This window comes from Draconibacterium sediminis (assembly GCF_000949475.1).
Classification (GTDB): domain Bacteria; phylum Bacteroidota; class Bacteroidia; order Bacteroidales; family Prolixibacteraceae; genus Draconibacterium; species Draconibacterium sediminis.
In genome coordinates, this window is record NZ_JRHC01000001.1 from 1163530 (window position 1) to 1185595 (window position 22066).

18 protein-coding genes are annotated in these 22066 nt (G+C 40.2%); 10 read left to right on the forward strand and 8 right to left on the reverse strand.

What is annotated here, in order from left to right:
• Positions 1 to 85: 85 nt before the first annotated feature.
• Positions 86 to 853 (forward strand): peroxide stress protein YaaA, encoded by a 768-nt coding sequence (gene yaaA, locus LH29_RS04800; protein ID WP_045026336.1) that lies wholly within the window; start codon positions 86 to 88, stop codon positions 851 to 853.
• Between the two features lie 219 nt (positions 854 to 1072).
• Here the strand turns inward: yaaA and LH29_RS04805 are convergent, their stop codons facing one another.
• The 3 genes from LH29_RS04805 to LH29_RS04815 form a co-directional block, all read right to left on the reverse strand.
• The gene (locus LH29_RS04805; RefSeq protein WP_045026337.1) at positions 1073 to 1444 is read right to left on the reverse strand and encodes a DUF3127 domain-containing protein; all 372 of its coding nucleotides are present in this window, start codon (positions 1442 to 1444) and stop codon (positions 1073 to 1075) included.
• 94 nt (positions 1445 to 1538) lie between these two features.
• Complete coding sequence (locus LH29_RS24910) at positions 1539 to 2246, reverse strand: FKBP-type peptidyl-prolyl cis-trans isomerase (RefSeq protein ID WP_045026338.1); 708 nt, start codon at positions 2244 to 2246, stop codon at positions 1539 to 1541.
• 39 nt (positions 2247 to 2285) lie between these two features.
• Complete coding sequence (locus LH29_RS04815; RefSeq protein ID WP_045028726.1) at positions 2286 to 2900, reverse strand: FKBP-type peptidyl-prolyl cis-trans isomerase; 615 nt, start codon at positions 2898 to 2900, stop codon at positions 2286 to 2288.
• 178 nt (positions 2901 to 3078) lie between these two features.
• On the opposite strand from LH29_RS04815, the gene LH29_RS04820 reads away from it, so the two are divergent.
• Entirely contained in the window at positions 3079 to 4323 is a 1245-nt protein-coding gene (locus tag LH29_RS04820) for an ABC transporter permease (RefSeq protein ID WP_045026339.1), read from the forward strand.
• A gap of 311 nt (positions 4324 to 4634) precedes the next feature.
• On the opposite strand, the gene gap is transcribed toward LH29_RS04820, so the two are convergent.
• Positions 4635 to 5636 carry a type I glyceraldehyde-3-phosphate dehydrogenase gene (gap, locus tag LH29_RS04825; RefSeq protein ID WP_045026340.1) on the reverse strand — a complete coding sequence of 334 codons (1002 nt, stop codon included), beginning with the start codon at positions 5634 to 5636 and terminating at the stop codon, positions 4635 to 4637.
• A gap of 1017 nt (positions 5637 to 6653) precedes the next feature.
• On the opposite strand from gap, the gene LH29_RS04835 reads away from it, so the two are divergent.
• Positions 6654 to 9929: a T9SS type A sorting domain-containing protein gene (locus LH29_RS04835; RefSeq protein ID WP_082063413.1), complete on the forward strand. Its 3276-nt coding sequence runs from the start codon at positions 6654 to 6656 to the stop codon at positions 9927 to 9929.
• A 97-nt stretch (positions 9930 to 10026) separates the two neighbouring features.
• On the forward strand, positions 10027 to 10770 hold the full coding sequence (locus LH29_RS04840) for a nitroreductase family protein (protein WP_045026343.1): 744 nt from the start codon (positions 10027 to 10029) through the stop codon (positions 10768 to 10770).
• On the opposite strand, the gene LH29_RS04845 is transcribed toward LH29_RS04840, so the two are convergent.
• Genes LH29_RS04845 through LH29_RS04855 form a run of 3 tightly spaced genes read right to left on the reverse strand, consistent with a single transcriptional unit; the run spans position 10767 to position 13248 of the window.
• On the reverse strand, positions 10767 to 11486 hold the full coding sequence (locus tag LH29_RS04845; RefSeq protein ID WP_045026344.1) for a LytR/AlgR family response regulator transcription factor: 720 nt from the start codon (positions 11484 to 11486) through the stop codon (positions 10767 to 10769). The genes LH29_RS04840 and LH29_RS04845 overlap by 4 nt on opposite strands.
• Positions 11476 to 12537 carry a sensor histidine kinase gene (locus tag LH29_RS04850; protein WP_045026345.1) on the reverse strand — a complete coding sequence of 354 codons (1062 nt, stop codon included), beginning with the start codon at positions 12535 to 12537 and terminating at the stop codon, positions 11476 to 11478. The genes LH29_RS04845 and LH29_RS04850 overlap by 11 nt, the downstream gene beginning before the upstream one ends.
• Positions 12538 to 13248, reverse strand: a complete 711-nt coding sequence (locus LH29_RS04855) for a glycosyltransferase (RefSeq protein ID WP_045026346.1) — start codon at positions 13246 to 13248, stop codon at positions 12538 to 12540.
• A 244-nt stretch (positions 13249 to 13492) separates the two neighbouring features.
• On the opposite strand from LH29_RS04855, the gene LH29_RS04860 reads away from it, so the two are divergent.
• The 3 genes from LH29_RS04860 to porT are packed head-to-tail and all read left to right on the forward strand — an operon-like array spanning position 13493 to position 16076.
• Positions 13493 to 14533, forward strand: coding sequence for an AIR synthase-related protein (locus tag LH29_RS04860; protein ID WP_045026347.1), 1041 nt, complete (start codon positions 13493 to 13495; stop codon positions 14531 to 14533).
• Positions 14533 to 15264 (forward strand): bifunctional demethylmenaquinone methyltransferase/2-methoxy-6-polyprenyl-1,4-benzoquinol methylase UbiE, encoded by a 732-nt coding sequence (gene ubiE / locus LH29_RS04865; RefSeq protein WP_045026348.1) that lies wholly within the window; start codon positions 14533 to 14535, stop codon positions 15262 to 15264. Before LH29_RS04860 ends, ubiE begins: the two co-directional genes overlap by 1 nt.
• Positions 15265 to 15323: 59 nt before the next feature.
• Positions 15324 to 16076: a type IX secretion/gliding motility protein PorT/SprT gene (gene porT, locus LH29_RS04870; RefSeq protein WP_045026349.1), complete on the forward strand. Its 753-nt coding sequence runs from the start codon at positions 15324 to 15326 to the stop codon at positions 16074 to 16076.
• Here porT and LH29_RS04875 read toward each other — a convergent pair.
• A complete protein-coding gene (locus LH29_RS04875; protein WP_045026350.1) occupies positions 16064 to 16834 on the reverse strand; it encodes an RNA methyltransferase in 771 nt (256 codons plus the stop codon). The genes porT and LH29_RS04875 overlap by 13 nt on opposite strands.
• Positions 16835 to 16926: 92 nt before the next feature.
• Between LH29_RS04875 and tamL the strand changes: the two genes are divergently transcribed.
• From tamL to LH29_RS04890, 3 genes are all read left to right on the forward strand, one after another.
• Positions 16927 to 19275 carry a translocation and assembly module lipoprotein TamL gene (gene tamL, locus LH29_RS04880; protein ID WP_157493567.1) on the forward strand — a complete coding sequence of 783 codons (2349 nt, stop codon included), beginning with the start codon at positions 16927 to 16929 and terminating at the stop codon, positions 19273 to 19275.
• Positions 19276 to 19414: 139 nt separating this feature from the next.
• The gene (locus LH29_RS04885) at positions 19415 to 20779 is read left to right on the forward strand and encodes a sodium-dependent transporter (RefSeq protein WP_045026352.1); all 1365 of its coding nucleotides are present in this window, start codon (positions 19415 to 19417) and stop codon (positions 20777 to 20779) included.
• 168 nt (positions 20780 to 20947) lie between these two features.
• Entirely contained in the window at positions 20948 to 22051 is a 1104-nt protein-coding gene (locus LH29_RS04890; protein ID WP_045026353.1) for a helix-hairpin-helix domain-containing protein, read from the forward strand.
• Positions 22052 to 22066: the final 15 nt, after the last annotated feature.

Sequence of the window (22066 nt, forward strand, 5' to 3'; positions counted from 1 at the left end):
TGCGGGGAGTTTCAATCAATAACTACCATAATGCTGAACTTTAAAAAAGAAAAGCTGTTAAATTTGAAAAAGAAAATCAGAACATATGCTAATCGTAATATCACCGGCAAAATCGCTGGATTATAAAACATCACCGGTAACCACGACCTACACCATGCCCGACATGCTCGACGAGTCGGAAAAGATACTTCCGAAACTGCGGAAGATGAAACCCAAACAACTTTCGGAGTTGATGGGAATTTCGGCCAGCCTGGGGCAACTGAATTATGATCGTTTTCAAACCTGGCACCAGCCATTTACGCCCGAAAATGCCAAACAGGCGGTTCTGGCTTTTAGTGGCGATGTTTTCCAGGGACTGGAAGCACCTTCAATGAGTGAAGAACAATTGTTGAAGTTACAATCGAAGTTGCGGATTCTATCTGGCTTATATGGTGTATTACGCCCGTTAGATTTGATGCAACCTTACCGCCTTGAGATGGGGACAAAAATCAAAATACAACGTTCTGCCGATCTGTATGCTTTCTGGAAAAACAAAATTACGCCAAAAGTGCAGGAAGCCATTGATGAGTCGGGGAGTAAGGTGCTGATTAACCTGGCATCGAACGAATACTACAAAAGTATCGACACCAAAAAACTGGATGCCGAAATTATAACACCGCAGTTTAAAGATATGAAGAATGGTCAGTACAAAATGATCTCTTTCTTTGCCAAAAAAGCACGTGGCCTGATGACACGTTTTATTGTTGAGAATGACATTGATAATGTGAACGATCTGCAGGCTTTTGATGCTGAGGGGTATGTTTATAATCCGCGTTTATCGAAGGTTGGGAATCCGGTGTTTACACGGGGGTGATTGGGGGCAAATTTCCCCTCCTGTCAGGAGGGGGGAACCGCGTTTACGGCGGTGGGGTGGTAAGAGTTGATCGAAACAATAACACCACCTCCCCACTGATTCCGTTGCACTCCATCAGTGGTACTCCTCCTCAAAGGAGGAGAAATTGGGCAGTAAAAAACAAAAATGCCAGCTGAGTTTTCAGCTGGCATTTTTTATTAATCCTTAATCGTTCGTCCTTTAAAACGGCAAATCTCCGGCCGAATCTTCCGATGGTTCAGGTGGAATATCATCCATCCCGAACTCCGGTGGTGGCTCGGGTAAGTTACCGTCGGCGCTTACTTTATCAATCTTCCAGGCATTAATATTGTGAAACCAGCGTCCGTTATATTCGCGCGATTCCAGGTTAAAAGATACATCAACTTCCTCTCCTGCAGACAGTCCCTTTACCAAATCAACTTTATCGCCAAATAAAGTAAAACATACCTTACGTGGATATTGCTCGTCTGTTTCAATTACAAATTCTTGTTTGCTCCATTCTTTTCCTGCACGGCTTACACCCGATTCAGGTTTTAAAATCTGATCAACTTTTCCTTTTACGCTTAATGCCATTTCCTAATTTTTTATTTCAGGAACGAAGATAAAAAAAAGAAACCCTTTGCCTAAAAACAGACAAAGGGTTTTTTTCAACAATAGTTTTTGTTGCTTATTCTTTAACTATCTCCAGTAATTCAACTTCGAAAATTAAAGCCATATTTGGTTCAATTGCTCCTCCCGGACGTGGGTTAGCCCCATAAGCTATATCAGAAGGGATATAGATTTTCCATTTTGATCCAACCGGCATTAGTTGTAAGGCTTCAGTCCAACCCGGAATTACCTGGGTAACACCAAATACAATTGGCTCACCTCTGTCAACTGAACTGTCGAAAACAGTACCGTCGATTAACGTTCCGTGGTAGTGTACGCGCACTTTATCTGTTTCACCTGGTTTTTCGCCAGTACCTTCAGTAAGTACTTCGTATTGTAAACCGCTTTCGGTAGTTGTTACTCCTTCGCGTTTTCCATTCTCTTCCAAAAATTTGTTGCCTTCTTCAAGGTTTGCCTGATTTTCGCGCTCGCTGGCTTCACGGAAAAAACGCTGTACCAATGCGTTTGCGTCAGCTTCTGTAATTTCTACTTCTTCGCCTAACGATGCTAAACGGAAAGCTGCAGCCATTGCTTCAAGATTCATCTCTTCGCTTCCGGGAGCAGTTTCAAGTTGTTGTTTGTTGTTGGCACCAACCAAAACTCCAATTGCATAACTTACTGAATCGGCACTGGTTTCCAATTTTACCGATGCCGGACCACCTTGCTGGCACGAAGTAGCAGCAACAATCAATGCCACTACAAATACATAAATAATACTGTTCTTCATTTGTTAATTTTTTTTGGCCGTTAGCCGACCGTATTTTTATTATTCTACAATTTCTAATAATTCAACCTCGAAAATAAGGGTAGCGTTTGGTCCGATAACTCCGCCTGCTCCGTTCGGTCCGTAAGCCAGGTTTGAAGGAATATACAGTTTCCATTTTGAGCCAACCGACATCAATTGTAAGGCTTCAACCCATCCCGGAATTACACCGTTTACAGGGAATACAGCTGGTTGGTTGCGCTCTACCGAACTATCGAAAACAGTACCGTCTACCAATGTACCGTGGTAGTGACATTTTACCTGGTTGCCGGCGGTTGGAATGTCGCCTTCTCCTTCGGTTATTACTTCGTACTGTAATCCGCTGGGCAATTGAATCACACCTTCGTTTTTAGCGTTATCGGCTAAAAAGGCATTGCCTTCTTCAAGGTTTTTATTGCCATCGGCAGCTTGCGACTCGGCCATGAATGACTCGAGAATCTGGTTGGCGTCTTCAGGTTTCATTCTTGGTGGAACGCCTGAGAAAACATCCTGCAAAGCTGTAATGAAAGCGGTTGGATGAACGGTTTTAACTCCTGATTGGATGAGATTTGCAGAAATACTCATTCCTAGTGCATAACTAAATTTTTGTAAATCGTCTTTTAATTCGAAATCTGCCATTTTATTTTTTTCTGAATTCAAGTGGGCGAAGATAAAGTAATTTTTTGGTAATAAGGTAATTGAAGTTTTATAATTTGGCGGAGAATTTAAATTCAAAAAAAATAGTCTTTTATGGTAATTATAAGCTGATTAACTTTACAAATGTATTGATGCTATAATTACAGACAACATTAGTCTTATGCGATCGACCACATTATTTTTCGAAAATTTGAGAGTAGCTTTCTCTTCGGTAAAAAGCAACCTGTTGCGCACCACGCTTACCGTTATGATTATTGCAGTGGGAATAACAGCCTTGGTTGGAATTTTAACAGCTATCGATTCGATAAAAAACTCGATAACCAAAGAATTTGCCGTGATGGGTGCCAACACTTTTTCGATTACAAGCGGAGGATTGCGCACGCAGGGAAATATTCGCTATCGTACAAAAAACTACTCGTACATTTCGTACTATCAGGCAAAGGAATTTAAGGAGCTTTTCGATTTTCCGGCAACAACATCTATTTCGGTTTCGTCGACCGGGGCAGCCACGATAAAATACCAGTCGGAAAAGACAAATCCAAATATTGCTGTTCGTGGAATCGACGAAAATTATCTGGGAACAGCGGGTTACGAAATTGGAACGGGCAGAAGTTTTAGTAATCACGACATTCAGGATGGCCGGAATGTGGTGCTTCTGGGCAGTAGTTTGGCGAAAAGTTTATTTAAAGGAGGCGAAAATCCCTTGCAAAAAGTGGTGAGTATAGGTAGCGGAAAATACAAAGTTGTTGGTGTTTTAAAAGAAAAGGGGAGTGGTTTTGGAATGAACAGCGATAGGATTTGTTTTATTCCGTTCACAAATTCAAGAGCTTATTTCTCGCGTCCCAACATGAATTTTGATGTGCAGGTAAAAGTTGATCGTCCGGAGTTGATGGATGCGGCAGTGGGGCAGGCCGAAGCCATTTTCAGGGTGGTTCGTAATTTAGATCCACTCGACGATTCGGACTTTAGCATCGAAAAAAGTGATAACCTGGCCAACATGCTTCTGGAAAATATTAAGAATATTACGCTGGTGGCAACAATAATAGGGTTGATTACTTTGTTCGGTGCGGCCATTGGCTTAATGAATATTATGCTGGTAACGGTAACCGAACGTACCCGCGAAATTGGGGTCAGGAAAGCTATCGGAGCCAAAAGTACTACCGTAAAACAGCAGTTTCTGATGGAAGCAATTCTTGTTGGGCAAATGGGCGGATTTGTAGGAATAATCCTTGGAATACTGGCCGGGAATGGCGTTGCCCGTTTAATTGATTCACCTTTCTTTATCCCATGGACCTGGATCATTCTGGGTGTTGTGTTGTGTTTTATTGTGGGAATTATTTCCGGTTATTATCCGGCACAAAAAGCTTCAAAGCTCGATCCGATCGAATCATTACGTTACGAGTAGGAAGAAAAGGTAAAAGTAAAAAGTTGAAAGGCAAAAGTTGAGTGTAGCGAATTGAAAATCGGCCAAAGCCAAATCCCGACCGTAGCGTCGGTAGCAAAAGTGTTTGTCATCTCGAAGCGAAGCGAGAGATCTGTTAGTGCTTATACGAATTCAATATCCATCAGTCTTAATTCAATCTCCATCAATCTCATCAACAGAAAAACTCAGTCACTAGTTTTTCAAGTCGTCAGTCCTTCATTCCTTCCAACTTCAGTAAATAAAAAAAGGGACGCCTTTCGACATCCCTTTCCATACAGTATATAATTGTAAAATTATTTTACTGAATCCATGTACTCGATCAATTCGCAAACTTTTGCTGAGTAACCCATTTCGTTGTCGTACCATGATACAACTTTTACGAAAGTGTCAGTTAAAGCGATACCTGCTTTTGCATCGAAAACAGAAGTTTGAGTTTCACCGATGAAGTCGTTAGAAACAACCTGATCTTCAGTGTAACCTAAAATACCTTTCAATTCACCTTCGGAAGCTGCTTTCATTGCTGCACAAATTTCAGCGTACGAAGCACCTTTAGCTAAGTTTACAGTAAGGTCAACAACTGATACGTCAGGAGTTGGAACACGGAAAGCCATACCTGTAAGTTTTCCGTTCAATTCAGGAATTACTTTACCTACAGCTTTAGCAGCACCAGTAGATGAAGGGATGATGTTTTGACCAGCACCACGTCCACCTCTCCAGTCTTTTGCTGAAGGACCGTCAACTGTTTTCTGAGTTGCAGTAGTAGCGTGAACTGTAGTCATCAAACCGTCAACAATACCGAAGTTGTCGTTCAATACTTTAGCGATAGGAGCCAAACAGTTTGTAGTACAAGATGCGTTAGAAACAAAAGTCATATCATTGCTGTATGATTTGTTGTTTACACCCATAACGAACATTGGTGTGTCGTCTTTTGATGGAGCAGACATAACAACTTTTTTAGCACCTGCGTCGATGTGACCCTGAGCTGATTCTTTTGTTAAGAAAAGACCAGTTGATTCAACAACGTACTCAGCACCAACAGCACCCCAGTTAATGTCAGCAGGATTACGCTCAGCAGTAACGCGAACAACGTTTCCGTTAACAACCAAAGCACCGTCTTTTACTTCAACAGTACCGTCGAAACGACCGTGAGTTGAATCATATTTCAACATGTAAGCCATATAGTCAACGTCGATAAGGTCGTTGATAGCAACTACTTGTACAGTTCCTTTGGCAACTGCCTGACGGAATACAAAACGTCCGATTCTACCGAATCCGTTAATACCTATTTTAATCATAGTTGAGAAAGTTTAAATTTATTTAAAAGAAATTTATTGTAATTATTTCGCTTTCAGGTTTTAACTGCCTGTATTTTTTTTAGCCCCACAAAGTAAGTACAAATTATTTATTGAGTCAAGCGCTGTTTTTTTTTTCGTCCGAACCTTAATATTTACTTAAAGTGTTTTGCATGGAATAAGTGGCATTTTTCGCCCTATTTTAAAGGAAGACCGTGAATATGGCATTCTCGCTGGTTTGAAAATTGATTAAAAAGCAGGTTGTCAATATGATAAACAGGAAGGAGATTGCACAAAAAATTTGGCAGATAAATATGTATTGGCTAAAAAGCATGGGATTTTTAGTAAAACGGATTTCCGGTACTTCGATAAAGTATAAAATGGATGAATCGTGTTATGGAACGATTTTGCAGCCAAATCGCAAATAAAACGTAATATAGTGAAGTTACGAATTTGAAGGTGCGGTAATTCCTGTTTGCGGTAATTGTTGGTAACTGTAAGCAGGGCATTTGCACGTTTTGCACGAGCCAATAAAGAGCGTCAGAATGAACAGGAGTAAGCCGGTTAAAAATGCTTTGGCAATAGCCTTCATTTTGAAAGATAAATTGGATTTTCCTGTAGTGTAATGTCTTGAAAAGTAGTAGTTTTTGGTATATTTATGGTCGATTCTTTGCATTGCGAAAATTGGTCTCATTACTTATAAGCGAAAAAATAGGTTTTTTATTATATCAATTTAAAAAAAATAAGCTTAAAATTGTAGGTAAATGCAGAATTTGGACGACATTTTAACCCAAAAAATAGCAGGATATTAACGACTAAGCCTGAAATTTGGTTTAGTCGTGTTGAAAACATAGTGCCGGAGAATGTCTTTTTTGCAAGTTATATTTTGTACATTGACAGAAATTTAGGCATATATCAAAGATATATAGCGCAAATTGAAACCAATTTTCCAAAAGGAATAATTAAAATTAGAGATATTAGAATCAACCAATCGCTTAAGTTCAATTTAAAAGAAGTTCTATGAGAAAAATGTTTACAAGGATTTTTAGTTTGGTGTTACTTTTCTTAATGGTGGGCTTTGTTACGGAGCTAAAGGCTGCGTGTGACGTCACTATTACTGATACCGCAGCCGCTGTAACAGACATCGCCTGTGGAGGAGAAAGCACCGGAGAAATTACAGTATTCTCTGCCGAGGGAGGAACTGTACCATATGCTTATACTCTACAAGTATGGGAAGGAGACGCTTGGGTAGATGTTACTCCTTATGTTGGTGTAGCTGATACGGTATATTCCGGCCTTCCTTACGGAACTTATAGAGTAGTAGTTGCCGATTCTGAAAACTGTGTAACAGAAACAGGAAGTATTGATGTTGCTGGCAAGACACCAGCTGATGCAGTGGTAATTAGCAGCCATGATTTTATGGATATGTCGTGTAACGGAGCAAGTGACGGAGTAATTGAGATCTGGGCTGCAGGAGGTAGCGGGACATATCAATTCAAAATCAATACTAATAGCTGGGTAGACTTTCCGGTTGGATCCAGTTATAAAAAGATTGTTGTTACCCTGGCAGGAGAATATGACATTCAGGTTCGTGATGCATTAGCTCCGGATTGCACATCCGAGAGTGTAACATTCATCATTAGTGAGCCGGCACCCGTTGCGGTATCAACAGCAGTTGATAATGTTAACAGTGTATGTAGTCCTGATGGTGCGTTTACTGTAACAATTTCAGGAGGGCATTTGGGGACATATCCAGTCGATTATAATGTATATGTAAACGACGAGTTATGGAGTACAAACATAAGTGGGCCTTCTGTTACCTATACTGATTTAGCTGCCGGTACGTATAACGTTAAAGTTATTGAAAACTGGGGAGGAGACAATTCCTGCGAAGGATTCGCAACAGCGGAAGTAACTGCTCCTGCGGCAATCTCGGGTATAGCTACTGTTACCAAAAACGTATTGTGTAACGGCGGCGCCAATGGCGAAATCATGATAAGCGAAGTTACCGGAGGTGTTGCACCATACCATTTGTACTTAACGGGTACAGTTACTACAGATATGGCTTACGATGCTGCAGGTGTAAACACTTTTACAGGTCTGGTGGCCGGTACTTACAGTGTTAGAATTGAAGACGCGGCTGGTTGCGACTTTTCTATTGATGATATAATGGTTGAAGAACCAACAGCTTTAATGTTAAATACTACGCATATACAAGATATAGTATGTATCGAAGATGGTAAATTTTCGGTGCAGGTATCTGGCGGAGCAGGTGGTTATAAGTATTTCGCGGAGTTGTCTAAATTACCCGAATATATTACCGTACCGGATGCAGATAGTTCAGCTTGGCAAACCGACAGTATTTTTACGGTTACTGATCCCGGAACATATTTTGTTTGGGCAATGGATGCCAACGGATGTGTGATTGGAGGAGAAGAGGATGAGCTTGGAAGTTCGGTCGACGCGTGGAAAGTTGAAATTGAAGAGCCGGTAATGGAAGTTGTTGTTGAAGCGAGTGTGGCAGGTGCGCCGGTTTGTAATGGCGATTTAACCGGAAGTATCAGTGTGAACGCTGATGATGTAACCATTTACAGGGATGGAGTTATGGTCGAAAATCCCGAATATACGGTTACAATTAACGACGAAGAGACTAATACCCTTGAAAACCTTGGAGCCGGTACTTACTATATTATTGTTACGGATGAAAATGGATGTGTAGGACGTGATACGGTTACATTTACAGAACCTCAGGTTTTAGATGCGCTTCTGGCTAAGGCAGAAGGACAATTTACATGCCCGGGAGACAACATTGGTTATATTGAAACAACAGTTAGCGGAGGTACTGAAGGCACAGGATTTATGTACCAGCTTTGGCAAAATTCAGTTCTTAAAACAGATTATCAGGAATCGAATTCATTTTTGGTAGCTATTGATAATGAATATACGGTTGTGGTGATGGACGGAAATGGATGTACGGATACTTCTAATGTTGTGAAAATCGATCCTGTTCCTCCGATTGAATTTGTACTTTCCGACGTTACTTGTTCTGATGATACAATGGCTTCAGTATGGGTTGAAGTAGCTTTTGAAGAAGGTAGAATGTACCAGGTGCTTTGGCAAAAAATTGAAACCGAAGCAGGTGATTATACCGATACATCAGCTTGGTTTAACGAGCCAATAAAATTAGACCAGAAGTTTGCCTATAGTTCAGAAGGTAATGATATTATGTATCAGTTTACTGTGGTTGATGATAAAGGCTGTGAAGCTGACGTTGAGACCATGAAATTCGACATGGTAACAGCACTTGAATTAACAGTTACTGAAGGCGATGTTGATGGCTGTACCACAGGTATAACTGTTGCTGCTGCCGGAGGTGTTGCTCCTTACTCTTTTATGGTTAACGGAGAAGTAACAAGCGGAACAGAATTGAGCTTAGGCGGAGGAACACACGACATTATTGTAACGGATGCACATGGTTGTATGAACGATACAATACTGGAGTTGGCTTACCCAATTAGCATGGATACGCTGATAAGTGTTTACGTTGGTGATACTACACAATTTGTATACGGAACAATTGATACCGCCCTGGTAGCTGAAGTTGAAGGCGAAACAAGCCACAATTTGTATAATGACATTGAGGAAGGATGTATCGAAGAAGTAGTGGTTACACTTGACGCCAGAGAAAGAGCAATGCCTGTTCTTGACTCTGTAAGTCCGAATGGCGTTACAATCGAAACAAACCATGCGGTCTTCACCATTGTATTTACTGATGAAATTCCGATAACATTTAACGAATCAGTAAGTGGATTCCTAACTGTAACAGCTGTAGATTCAACTGAAGCTACGCTGGTAATACCAATTACAGCTGATATGGTTGATGGAAATACAATTACAATTGACTACGATTATTTGGTACTTGGAGCACTGGCAATTAACACTACTTATACCGTTTCGGTAGATAGCGGTATTGTTATGGGCGACGGAATGGCCTGGGATGGAGTTACAGGAGACTGGTCGTTCACAACAGGTGACGAGTATCCGTTAGGAACTGAACCTGATTTTAAAGTTGCAGACTTTAAGGTTTATCCTAACCCATTTAATGAGTACATTAGAATTGATAAGGCTGCAGAACTTGATCGTGTAGTGATTTCAAACATCGCTGGCCAGCGTGTACTGGATATTGAATATCCGGATTATGAAATACCTACCGGAAATCTGAATGCCGGCGTTTATATAATCACATTGACTGCCGACGGCGAAATTGTTAAGTCAGTTCGATTAATAAAAAGATAATATCATACCGATAGATTAAAAAGGGAAGCTTTTAGCTTCCCTTTTTTTATTTTCAATACTTTTGTGATCTCTTAATTCAAAAAAAACAACAGGCTATATGGAGTTATTAAATAAGCACGTGTCCATCAGGAAATTTTCGGATAAACTAATAGATCCTGATTTATTGAAAAGTATTATTTACTCAGGTACAAGAGCCTCTACAACGGGAAATATGCAGCTGTATAGCGTAATTGTAACTAAAGATACTGAAAGGAAGCAAAAACTACTTCCATTACATTTTAATCAGCCTGTTGCCAAAAATGCTCCGGTACTCCTCACATTTGTAGCCGATTTTAATCGATTTTCAAAATGGTGCCAGTATAACGAAGCCCAACCGGGCTACAACAATTTAATCTCTTTTACCAATGCGGTAATCGATACTTCGCTGGCCGCTCAAAATGTGTGTATAGCTGCCGAAAATAATGGCCTGGGAATTTGCTATCTGGGTACAACAGCTTACAATGCAAAAGAACACATCGAGGTACTTGGTTTACCAAAACTAACGTTTCCTGTTACGACTGTAGCTATCGGTTATCCTGAAGATACACCGGAATTAACAGATAGGATTCCCGTGGAAGGTATTATTCACGACGAAGTTTACCAGGATTATGACAAGGAGAGAATCAACAAACTATATGCTGTTAAAGAAAGTTTAGAGTCGTCGAAAGCTTTTGTGGCCGAAAATGGGAAACAAACATTAGCGCAGGTGTTTACCGATGTGCGTTACAAAAAAGCGGATAATGAATTCTTCTCCGCAAAGATGTTGGAAACAATAAAAGCTCAGGGATTTTTAGCTGATTAATCGGCAGTAAACTTATTAATATAGGCAAAGAAGTCCTGTCGGTAACTGTTGCCGATGGGAAGCTTTTCGCCGTTAATAGAAACCAGGTTGCCTTCAAGCGATTCAATTTTGTCTACCGAAACAATAAATGATTTATGTGTACGATAAAATTGGTCCTGGGGCAGAAGCGAATGAATCTTTTTCATCGACAGATTGGTAACAAATTTGTTATCGCTCACATGTATCTTAATGTAATCGCCTAAACCTTCGATGTAAAGTATATCAGTAAATTTTATTTTAATCGTCTTCTTGTTCGATTTAATGAACAGAAAGTCTGAAGTCGTCTCATTTTCTGATGTACTTTCGGCTTTGTTTTTTAGCCAATACATCTCTTCGGCTTTTACAAAAGCTTTAAAAAAGCGTTCAAAAGAGAATGGCTTTTTCAGATAGTCCAAAGCATTAAGTTCGTAACCTTCTAGGGCATATTCCGAATAGGCTGTTGTAAAAATTACCAACACATTTTTATTCAGATTTTTAAGGAATGAAATGCCCGAAAGTTTGGGCATATTAATGTCAAGAAACAGGAGATCCACCTCATTTTTGAGTAGAAACTCCTGGGCACAAATAGCGTCGTTGCATGCCCCAACAATGTCAAGCGAAGGTATTTTTAGCGCATATTGTTTGATAACATTTTGGGCCAGGGGTTCATCGTCGATTATTAGTGCTTTAATTGCCATGGTCTTTAAGTTTTAGTCTTAAATGAACAGAATAGGTAGATTCTTCTTGTTTTATATCGAGTTGATATTCGTTGGCGTGGTATAGGTGCTTAAGGCGTTGTTTTACGTTCGCGATTCCTATTCCGGAATTTTTTGAGTCGAAATTCTCCGGCTCCGCAAAATTGTTCTCAAGATCAAAGTCTAGCCAGTCTTCGTTTGCACTGAAGGAGATGTTTATATAATCATTTTCGGTGCCGGGCAGGCCGTGTTTAAAGGCATTGTCAATGAAAGGTTCAAACAGCAACGGAGCAATGTACGAAGAGCTTGTAATATTTGGTTTTTCGTAATTAATAGCGGTATTTTCTGCAACTCTGATTCGCTGAAGTGCTATGAAATTATCCACAAACTCAATCTCCTTTCGCAAACTAATAAAGTTATCCTTCGATTCGTAAATAATGTGTCGCATTAGGTCGGAAAGACGCAAAATTAAGTCCGGAACTTTTTCAGAGTTAATAAGCGACAAAGAGTAAATGTTGTTAAGCGAATTAAAAAGAAAGTGCGGATTTAGTTGTCCTTTCAACGATTTTAGCTCGGCTTCAAGTTTGCCTTTTTCGGTTTTGGCCAGTTTGTAGTTTAAATCCTGTAACGACAACCAATCTTTAAACAGCTTTAAAAATGTGGTTATTCCGATGTAAAAAAGTGTGGCAAAGAAAAAGGCCGAATGGGTTTCGGTGCTTAACGATTGTAATCGTTCTGATACTTCGAGAAATTGCCGTAAAGGATAAACAATGAGGACCTGCACAAACAAACTGCTGAACGAAAGCAGAACCACCAGCCAGAAAATGTAATAAATGTATTGTTTCCGAGTCAGGAACCGGGGGATCAGAATATTCAGGTTAAGGTAAACGGCCACTGCAAAACCGGCGTTTATAACCACTGATTTTGCAACGGAGGTCAGATTAAACTCGCGACTGTATATGAAAAACAGGAAACACAAAAACACAATGCTGGCCATCCAAAATAGAATGTGCCCGAAAATCTTATTACGTTTATTTAGCAGGTGTTTTCGCATTTAAATTCTGTCGCGCTTTAAAAATATCTTTTTTAAATAATAAAGCACCGGGTTTTTATATTTTAGATTTTTCCAGGGCCTGCTTGAGTGGGGCAGGTGCAAAACTCTTACACCTTTTGCCAGGTAGTTGGTAAATCCGATTTTTTTCGATTGACGGCTAATAAAAACATCAAACCAGTCTTTATCTTTTGCTAACTCCTTAAAATCAAATTTTTCAAGAAAAGGAACCGAAATAAGTGTACAGCAAAAACTTAAACTATGCGAGGTGTCAATAACATCGTCGCTTTTCGTTTTTTCGAAATTATACGGGAAATTATAATCACCATTTTCGTCAACGGTAATGGCGCCAACTAAACCCGGTTTTTGCTCTGCTTTCATTATGTCGAGTAACGATTGGATGGTATCTTTTTTAACCACCACGTCTGATTCAATTATCAGCAAAGGAACTCCTGCCTCGAGAGCGAGTTGCTGGGCTTTTTGCAGTACGATCTTGTAGTTTGGCGACGGCGTATCGGTAATGTCTTCAAGGTGAACTACCGTAAATCCAAGTTCTTTAGCCGCCGAATCGAGATACTGTTTTGTTTCGGGTTGACTAAAATCGTTAAATACATAATACGAAAAATTGCCACCGGCTTCCATTATTGCTTTTATGGTGCGTTTAGTCGTGTGCAACGAATCTTTAACCGGAGTAATTACTATAGCTTCTGACATTGGTATTGAAATTGAACTGCAAAGTTAATTAAATTATTGTCCTTTAGGTAACAGAACATTGCTTTTGAAAAGTAGGCGAGTGCGAAAACGTTCAACCATTGTCGGGTTATTTAAACTTATGTATCAAATATTCTAAATCCGTTGTATGTCAACGACACCAAGCGTTAAAAAATGCTTTAAAATCTATGGTAGAATCGGCTACTTAATTACCTTTGCTTAAGGTTAACAAGAAAAGAAATGCTGTATGAGTAATGCTGTTCAGACTGAAAAAGAGTTCTCGATCGATATGATTCCTGAACCGGAGAACCTGGAGGAGATAGTGTATTCCTTAATGGTTAATCCAAACTTATCAACCATTAACTATTTTAATGATTTTAGCGATCAGGGCATTTCGCCCGAGTCAATTGGTGAAAGCGAAACCGATGAAATAGGAATTTTTGAGTTGGAAGGTAATGGTACCCGAATGGCAATGAGTACACACGCTTTTCATCACCATTTGGAAAGCGATCCGCAGAAAGCAACAGAGATTTTAATCTCGCGTGCTACACGTAAAATGTTGTGTTTTGGCGCTCAGCCTTTTGCCGTTAGTGCATTTTTGTATCACATCGACTTTGCCGATCCGAACGGTCAGTTTATAGCTTCAGGGGCTAAAAAGGGCCTCGAAAACGCCGCGGCCAAGTTCGGGCTTAAAATATCTGACCGAAAAATTCGCTTTGATCATTTTTCAGAACACGGTCCGGTGCCGCCAACTATTATTATCAGTATTATGGCACAGGTGCCTGAAGGTGAAAACTTAATAACCCATAGCTTTAAAAATAAAGGTAACCACATATTTGTAATCGGCCGCTCGCTTGACGATATCAACTCATCGGAATATCTCGAGTTTTACCACGGTATTTCCGAGTCACCTCTACCTGCGTTTAATATCGAGGATGAAATTGCCGTTCAGAAAGCAATAAAAACCTTAATCGGTAAAAAGCTGATAGAAAGTGCCAGCCCGGTTGGCAAAGGTGGTCTTTTCTTTACCTTATTACGCGCTGCCATCCCAAACGAACTGGGGTTTGATATTACACCAGATGCAGAGACCAGAAACGATGCATTCCTTTTTGGCGAATCGATGGGGCGTTTAATTGTTGGTGTAAATCCTGACAAAGAGGATGAGTTCGTTGATGCAATGTCGGAAATAAATGTGCCTTTCTTTACCTTAGGGCATGTTACCAAAGGAGAGATAAGAATCGACGATCAGTCGCTGGGTTACATCGATAAAATGACGGTTGGATCTTAATGGCAGCTCTTCCTTACAAGCAATCAAAACAATCCAAGAAAGGTCAGGTAGAGGAGATGTTCGATAATATCTCTCACCGTTATGATTTCCTGAACCATGTACTATCGTTGAATATTGATAAAATATGGCGCAGAAAAACCATTAATAAACTACGACCATATCAGCCCGAAAATATTCTGGATATTGCAACGGGCACCGGCGATTTTGCTGTTGCCGCGTTAAAACTGGGCGATGTAAAAGTTACCGGTATCGACATTTCAGAAGGAATGCTGAATGTTGGACGGGAAAAAATAAAGGCAAAAAAACTGGAAGACAGAATCAGCTTTCAAAAAGCCGATTCGGAAAACCTGCCTTTCAATGATGGAGCTTTTGATGCCGCCATTGTTGGTTTTGGCGTTCGTAATTTCGAAAATCTGGAAAAAGGGCTTTCTGAAATAAAGCGCGTTTTAAAACCCGGAGGTGTGTTTTTTGTTCTCGAATTCTCGAAACCGGTGAGTTTCCCTTTCAAGCAGATATACATGTTTTATTTTATGCGCATTTTGCCCTTAATTGGCCGAATGGTTTCGAAAGACAGCAGGGCCTATACCTATTTGCCCGAATCGGTAAATGAATTCCCCGATGGTGACAGATTTTTAACTATTTTAGCCGATGTTGGTTTTGTTCAGAATGAATGTTATCGACAAACTTTTGGAATTGCCTCAATTTATATGGCACATAAACCCAACAATTAAAACAAAGCAAACAATAAATTATTTGTTTTTTTGTTTTTCATAAAAGCAACTTTAAGAAGGTGAAAAAAGTTTTAATCTCAATCATATTCCTTATTGCAGCTTGTAGTGTTTTTGGGCAAAAGCAAAAAATTAACTACCTGACAACTTTTGATGATAAACTTTTTCATTTTGGTTTTACTATAGGGATGAACACCCTCGATTTTAATGTGGTGAATTATAATCCTATCGGCGAAAATCCTGATTTTGTACCTTACCCGCTCGATCGAATAATCTGGGATAGTCAAATCCGTTCTGATGTGGCTACTTTAATTCCCGGCTTTACCGTTGGAATTGTAACAAGTATGAGGCTTTCAAAAGACTTTAACCTGCGTTTTCTGCCGGGCTTATCGTTTGGCGAGCGGCAGTTGACTTTTAATGTGCCGGTAAAAGATATTAATGTTTACGATGAAGATCTTTCATTCTACACCATTCGATCAACCTTTCTTGATTTTCCGCTATTGGTAAAATACAAGGCCCGACGTATTAACAACGACCGGCCTTATGTTATTTTTGGAGGAGCCTATCGTCACGATATTTCCCGAACCGCGCAAGAAGATTTGATTAAGTTAAAGAGCGGTGGTTTTTATGCCGAAGTTGGTGGTGGCTGGGACCATTATTTTGCGTTTTTCAGGTTTTCGCTGGAAGCCAAATTTAGTTTTGGATTAAACAATCAGCTGGGCGATCTTCCGGAACCAACACAACGTTTGTATTACGCGCAATCGATAAAAAATCTGCGATCGAAGATTTTTACCCTATCCTTTCACTTTGAATAGGCACGTTTAAATTCGGAGCAAAGTATTGCTGTTGCAACCGATACATTTAAAGATTCGGCTTTTATTTCGTTTTCCGAAAAATTAGGGATACTCAATTTGTTCGTTATTCGTTTTTCAACTGCAGGTCTTATTCCGTTTCCTTCGTTGCCCATAACCAGTACGGCTTGTTTAGGTAGTTGCTGTTGGTAAATGTTATCGCCATTCATAAATGCGCCAAACACGGGGGCTTCAGCATTTTTTGCCAGCACACTCAGTTCTTCAAAATCACATTCATGCAGTTTAATCCGGCTGAACGATCCCATGCTGGCCTGGATTACTTTCGGATTATACAAATCAACCGAATCGGGCGAGCAGAAAACATGTTGAATGCCATACCAGTCGCAAATTCGTACAATGGTGCCCATATTGCCGGGGTCCTGAACTCCGTCGAGATAAATGGATAAGCCTTCGGGCAGTGATTTGGGGAAATCCGCCTTCTCCGGAATTTCACAAATAGCCAGGCTGTTTTGCGGATGTTGCAGCAGGCTTACCTTTTTCAGCTCTTTTGCATCGGTTTCGATAATTCTTTCCGCATCGGTTTGCGAAATTGAGAAACGACTTGTGAACTGATCGGTAACGATTAACAGCTTAATTCTTAAATCTGAATCCAGCGCTTCTTTCACCATTTTATCCCCTTCAATAAGAAAGCAGTTTTCTTTTGTACGGTATTTTTTTAAAGCCAGCGAATTAATAAGTTTTGTTGTACTTTTACCAATCATTTATTTTTGAACTGAATTCATAAAATATTTGTGGTAAAGTTACTGTTTCTATAAAACACAGGGTTATTTTTGATCAATAAAAGTTGTAGGATTTGGCAACGAAGTATTACAGGCAAAAAATAGGAAGCTTCAAGTGGATATTAGTTTTATCAGCAATGCTGCTTGCATCGTGTTCTCAAACTCGTTTTGTTCCTGAGCAAGAGTATTTGTTACAAAAGGTGGAACTCGAAATCGATAACCAGGATGTGAGCCGTGAAGAAGCCAAATCTGTTCTACGACAAAAGGAGAATTACAAGATCCTCGGTTTTATTAAATTCTATCTGTTGCTGTACAATATGTCGTCGAAGAAAAAGACCGACGATTGGCTAAAACGAATTGGAGAAGCCCCGCAGTTGTACGATAGAGCTATGGCCGAACGTTCGGCCGAACAGCTGGAAGGGTACATGGGGCAACGTGGCTATTACCAGGCAAATGTTACGGAGGAAGTACAGTTCAATGAAAAAAAGCGTAAGGCAAAACTGAAATTTTCGGTTGAGGCCGGCGATCAGTATAAAATACGACGGGTAAATTACCACTTCGAAACGCCCGAGTTACAAAAGATATTTTATAACGACTCGGCGAAATACCAAATGAGGCCCGGCACCGCATTCGATATTTATGAACTGGAAAAACAGCAGAAACGAATCGTTAGTTTATACCAAAACAACGGGTATTATTATTTTTCGAACAACCAGGTACGTTATCTTGCCGATTCAACATTGTACAACAAACAGGTAATTCTCGATCTTTTTATTGGCGAACCCCAGGCGAGCCAGGTCGACAGTACAAGATTATTAAAACCGTATTACCTGAATAACTTTTACTATTCGGTGATGCCCGGGAATACACCCGTAACATCAAACCGTAAACAAGAATTTAATTTCTCCGATACGCTGTTTTGGGACAACTCAATACTTTATGCTAACGAAAAGGTTTCGTATCCGCCCGGGCTTTTTATTCGCACAAACCAAATGCAAAGCGGCGACCTGTATAATATTACCGAGGTTGAAAATACGTTTAATGCGCTGAACCGGTTACGCCAGTTCCGGTTTGTTGATATTCAGTTTGAAGAGGCTTACCCTAAGCAGGATACCAATTTGCTCGATTGTAAAATTCGCCTGGCACCTTTAAATAAACAATCCACTTCGTTTGATATCGAGGGAACCAACACGTCGGGGAATTTGGGTGTGGCCGGAAATATTTATTACCAGCACCGAAACCTGTTTAAAGGTGCCGAGGTCTTTCAGGTTCGGTTAAAAGGGGCAACCGAACGTCTGCACAGGTCGGTAGGCGACGGAACTTCGGAAGCTTTTAATACCCGCGAATTTGGTGTTGAAACCAGTTTAATGGTACCAAAACTTTTGGGGCCGGGTACATACATAAAAAGTTTTGGGAAGTATTTGCCCAAAACCGTTTTTAACGCAGGTTATAACTTTCAGCGCCGGCCCGAGTACACCCGAACTATTACCAACTTTAAGATTGGTTACGACTGGAAAACTTCTCAAAACTATCAACATCTTTGGAATTTTCTCGATATGAACGTGGTCCGTTTGTATGAGTTTGATCCGAAGTTTATCAATTCCATTCAGGATTTATATATTAAAAGTAGTTTTACCGACCACCTTATATTTGCCATGAACTACTCGTTGATTTTTAACAATCAGCGGCTTTCATCAAATAAAAATTATACGTACGCCAGACTGAATGTCGAGTCGTCGGGAAATTTACTTTGGGCAATTTCTGAGCTTGCCAACCGAGATCTTACCTTTGAACAAGACTCCGTTACGAACGAAATTTCTGACTATTACAAAGTTTTTAATATTCGTTTTGCCCAATACATTAAAGCCGACCTTGAATTAAGGAAGGCATTTCAGATTGACCGATATAACTACGTTGTGGGGCGGTTGTTTGGCGGTGTCGGGCTGCCTTACGGAAACTCTCCTTTTTTACCCTTTGAAAAGCAGTATTTCGCCGGCGGAGCAAACGGCATTCGGGCATGGCAGGTTCGTTCGCTGGGGCCGGGTACTTATACTCCGGAAGATGAAAATGCATATCCCAATCAATCGTCGGATATTAAACTGGAGGCCAATATCGAATACCGCTTTCGTTTGTTAGGATCGCTGGAAGGCGCCCTGTTTTTAGACGCCGGAAACATTTGGGCAATGAACAGTAATGATAACCGCGAAGGTGCCGTTTTCAAAGTAGATAAGTTTTACCGGCAGTTTGCTGTTGGTACCGGAACCGGTTTCCGTTTCGATTTATCGTATTTTATTCTCCGTACTGATATTGGTATGAAACTGCGCGATCCTGCAGCACCTCAGGGAGAAAGATGGATTATTGGCAACCGGGGCTATAAAGGAAGCGACTTTACTTTTTCGTTTGCCATTGGTTACCCATTTTAAATCTTTCTTTTTAAAAGTAATTCTTACTCGTTTTTTTATTTGCCGTGCTTGTTATGAATTATTTTTTTGCATTTTTGGGGCTTAAATTTTTTCATATTGTTAGTTAAAAGAGGGTACGGCTCTCAAAATATTAGTTTTTATGTCAAATCTTCCTTCGGGTAACCGCGATTCTTTTAGTTCAAAATTTGGTGTTATAGCAGCCGCCGCCGGTTCGGCAGTTGGTTTAGGTAATATTTGGAAATTTCCATACATCGCCGGAGTTTATGGCGGTGCAGCTTTCCTTTTTGTTTACCTTGCTTTTATTCTGGCTATTGGCTTGCCCGTTATGTTGTCGGAGCTGATTATAGGTCGGAGCTCAAGGAAAAATGCTTTTGGAGCATTTAAAGTTCTTGCTCCGGGTACTCCATGGCGTTATATTGGTATTTTGGGGGTAGGGGCAGCATTTCTGATTTTGTCCTTTTACGGTGTTGTAGCCGGCTGGAGCATCGAATATATTGTTCTTTCGCTGAAGAATGGATTCTCGGCCAAGAGCCCGGATGAGATAGGATTGTTATTTACCACTCTTATTGAGTCGCCTGTTAAGCCGGTAATATTCCAGCTAATATTTATGGTTTTGAGTGCCGGAATTGTAATTGTAGGTATTCAAAAAGGAATTGAGAAGTACACAAAGATTTTAATGCCGCTGTTGGTGATTATTTTGGTGTTTTTGTGTGTAAAATCTGTATCGCTTGAAGGAGCCAAAGCCGGCCTGAACTTTTTATTTAAACCCGATTTTTCAAAGCTTACCGCCGATGGTATTTTAAGTGCATTAGGGCATGCCTTTTTTACGCTTAGTTTGGGAATGGGTACGCTTATTACATACGGTTCGTATATTCAGAAGGATAATAACCTTGTAAATACTGTAATAAATGTAACCGTTGCCGATACGGTAATTGCTCTAATGGCAGGGATCGCAATTTTTCCGGCGGTGTTTGCCTTTGGCATCGAGCCAAGCCAGGGACCTGGCCTTATTTTCGTGACACTGCCTAATGTATTTCACCAAATGCCGGGAGGCTATGTTTTTTCAATCCTGTTTTTTGTACTTCTTTCTGTAGCGGCATTAACCTCATCAATTTCAATTCTTGAAGTTGTGGTGGCCTATTTTAAAGAAGAGTTTAATATGGGCCGAAAAGCATCAACAATTTTGGCAACAGTTCTTATATCAATTTTGGGAGTTTTATGCTCGTTGTCTATGGGCGTATTATCGCCCTATACATTTATGGGATTGAATATTTTCGATTTAATGGACTGGATTTCAGCTAACTTGTTCCTGCCGGTTGGCGGAATGTTTATTGCATTATTTGTGGGTTGGTATTTAGGACGTAAGAAAGTTAAGGAAGAAGTGGCACAGGGCGGAACACTTTCCGGTGCTCTTTTGTCAATTTTTATGTTCCTGGTGAAATTTATTGCTCCTATTGCCATTGCCATTGTAATGCTAAATAATTTCGGGCTGTTGAAATTCTAATTATCAGGCACCCCACTTGGGCTTTCAACTGTGAATGGTACAACCCTCTCATTCCGTTTCTTTTTGTATGTGGAAGCAGAAAGCTACGATTGTATTTTTTGCTAACTTAATTTCGATATTGTAACTTAGCAAAACGTCAATCTCTTTAAACTATTTAGCCCGGATGCAATGAGAAAAGCCTGGCTCAAAATAAAAAATGGATTTCTTTCTTATACCAGGGGCGACCGGGTTGGTGTTATTGTATTATCCGTTTTGATTTTGATGTTGCTGGGCGCCAATGCTTATCTAAAAAGAATAGCTCCTAAACCTTATTATACGCCGGAACAATTTGCCGAAATTCAGGCGCAATGGAAAGCGGCCTGGCAGACAAATAAAAATAGCGCGTCATTGACTCTTTTCCATTTTAATCCGAATACCATTACAGAAAGTGCCCTCGATTCGTTGGACATGCCCGACCCGATAAAACGAAACATTATAAAGTATCGTGCTGCCGGCGGAAGTTTTAAATCGAAAACTGATTTACTGAAACTTTACGGAATGAGTGATTCGGTGTATCGGCATCTTGAGCCATTTCTGGACTTACCCGAAGCTATAGCAAAAGCGCAAACCAAAAAGATCAGCAGGCCAGAACCGGAAAAACCATCAGGATTTTTTGATCCGAATACGGCAAGTAAAGAGGAATTGCAAAAGTTTGGATTTAGTTCCTATCAGGCCAGTAATATTGTGTCGTACCGAAACAGTGGCGGAAGTTATCATCAGCCAGAGGACCTTTTAAAGATCTATGGACTTGATTCGACTACTTTGGCAAGCATTTCCCCTTATCTGAAAATAGAGGCTGTTATGGAGCCGCCAGGAGACTTCTCAAACGAATTGTATGTTGTTGAACTAAATAGTGCCGATACTTCCGATCTTATTAAGCTAAATGGAATTGGTTCAGTTTATGCGTCTCGTATAATAAAGTACCGCGATTTACTTGGTGGCTTTTGTAATGTAAATCAGTTAATGGAAGTTTATGGATTTTCGGAAGAACTTTTTGCCACAGTAAAACCTGCCGTTACTGTTGATACAACTGCCATTAAACCCATTCGGATCAACTACGCTGAATTTTCAGAATTGATCAGGCACCCATATTTTGATAAGTCGAATGTAAAAGCAATACTTAATGAAAAGGATAAAAACGGACCCATAAAAAAGTTGTCGGACCTGGAGGCTCTTGAATCTGTTGACGCTGAGTTTATTGATAAAATAAGGCCTTATGTTACCTGTCGTTAAAAAAGTGAAAACTAT

Coding starts and splice junctions, on each gene's coding strand:
- LH29_RS04805 (WP_045026337.1), bottom strand. CDS start 1,444: ATGGCATTAAGCGTAAAAGGAAAAGTTGATCAGATTTTAAAACCTGAA.
- LH29_RS04885 (WP_045026352.1), top strand. CDS start 19,415: ATGTCAAATCTTCCTTCGGGTAACCGCGATTCTTTTAGTTCAAAATTT.
- LH29_RS24910 (WP_045026338.1), bottom strand. CDS start 2,246: ATGAAGAACAGTATTATTTATGTATTTGTAGTGGCATTGATTGTTGCT.
- ubiE (WP_045026348.1), top strand. CDS start 14,533: ATGGCAGCTCTTCCTTACAAGCAATCAAAACAATCCAAGAAAGGTCAG.
- LH29_RS04855 (WP_045026346.1), bottom strand. CDS start 13,248: ATGTCAGAAGCTATAGTAATTACTCCGGTTAAAGATTCGTTGCACACG.
- LH29_RS04840 (WP_045026343.1), top strand. CDS start 10,027: ATGGAGTTATTAAATAAGCACGTGTCCATCAGGAAATTTTCGGATAAA.
- LH29_RS04875 (WP_045026350.1), bottom strand. CDS start 16,834: ATGATTGGTAAAAGTACAACAAAACTTATTAATTCGCTGGCTTTAAAA.
- LH29_RS04850 (WP_045026345.1), bottom strand. CDS start 12,537: ATGCGAAAACACCTGCTAAATAAACGTAATAAGATTTTCGGGCACATT.
- gap (WP_045026340.1), bottom strand. CDS start 5,636: ATGATTAAAATAGGTATTAACGGATTCGGTAGAATCGGACGTTTTGTA.
- LH29_RS04860 (WP_045026347.1), top strand. CDS start 13,493: ATGAGTAATGCTGTTCAGACTGAAAAAGAGTTCTCGATCGATATGATT.
- LH29_RS04835 (WP_082063413.1), top strand. CDS start 6,654: ATGAGAAAAATGTTTACAAGGATTTTTAGTTTGGTGTTACTTTTCTTA.
- LH29_RS04845 (WP_045026344.1), bottom strand. CDS start 11,486: ATGGCAATTAAAGCACTAATAATCGACGATGAACCCCTGGCCCAAAAT.
- LH29_RS04820 (WP_045026339.1), top strand. CDS start 3,079: ATGCGATCGACCACATTATTTTTCGAAAATTTGAGAGTAGCTTTCTCT.
- LH29_RS04890 (WP_045026353.1), top strand. CDS start 20,948: ATGAGAAAAGCCTGGCTCAAAATAAAAAATGGATTTCTTTCTTATACC.
- LH29_RS04815 (WP_045028726.1), bottom strand. CDS start 2,900: ATGGCAGATTTCGAATTAAAAGACGATTTACAAAAATTTAGTTATGCA.
- yaaA (WP_045026336.1), top strand. CDS start 86: ATGCTAATCGTAATATCACCGGCAAAATCGCTGGATTATAAAACATCA.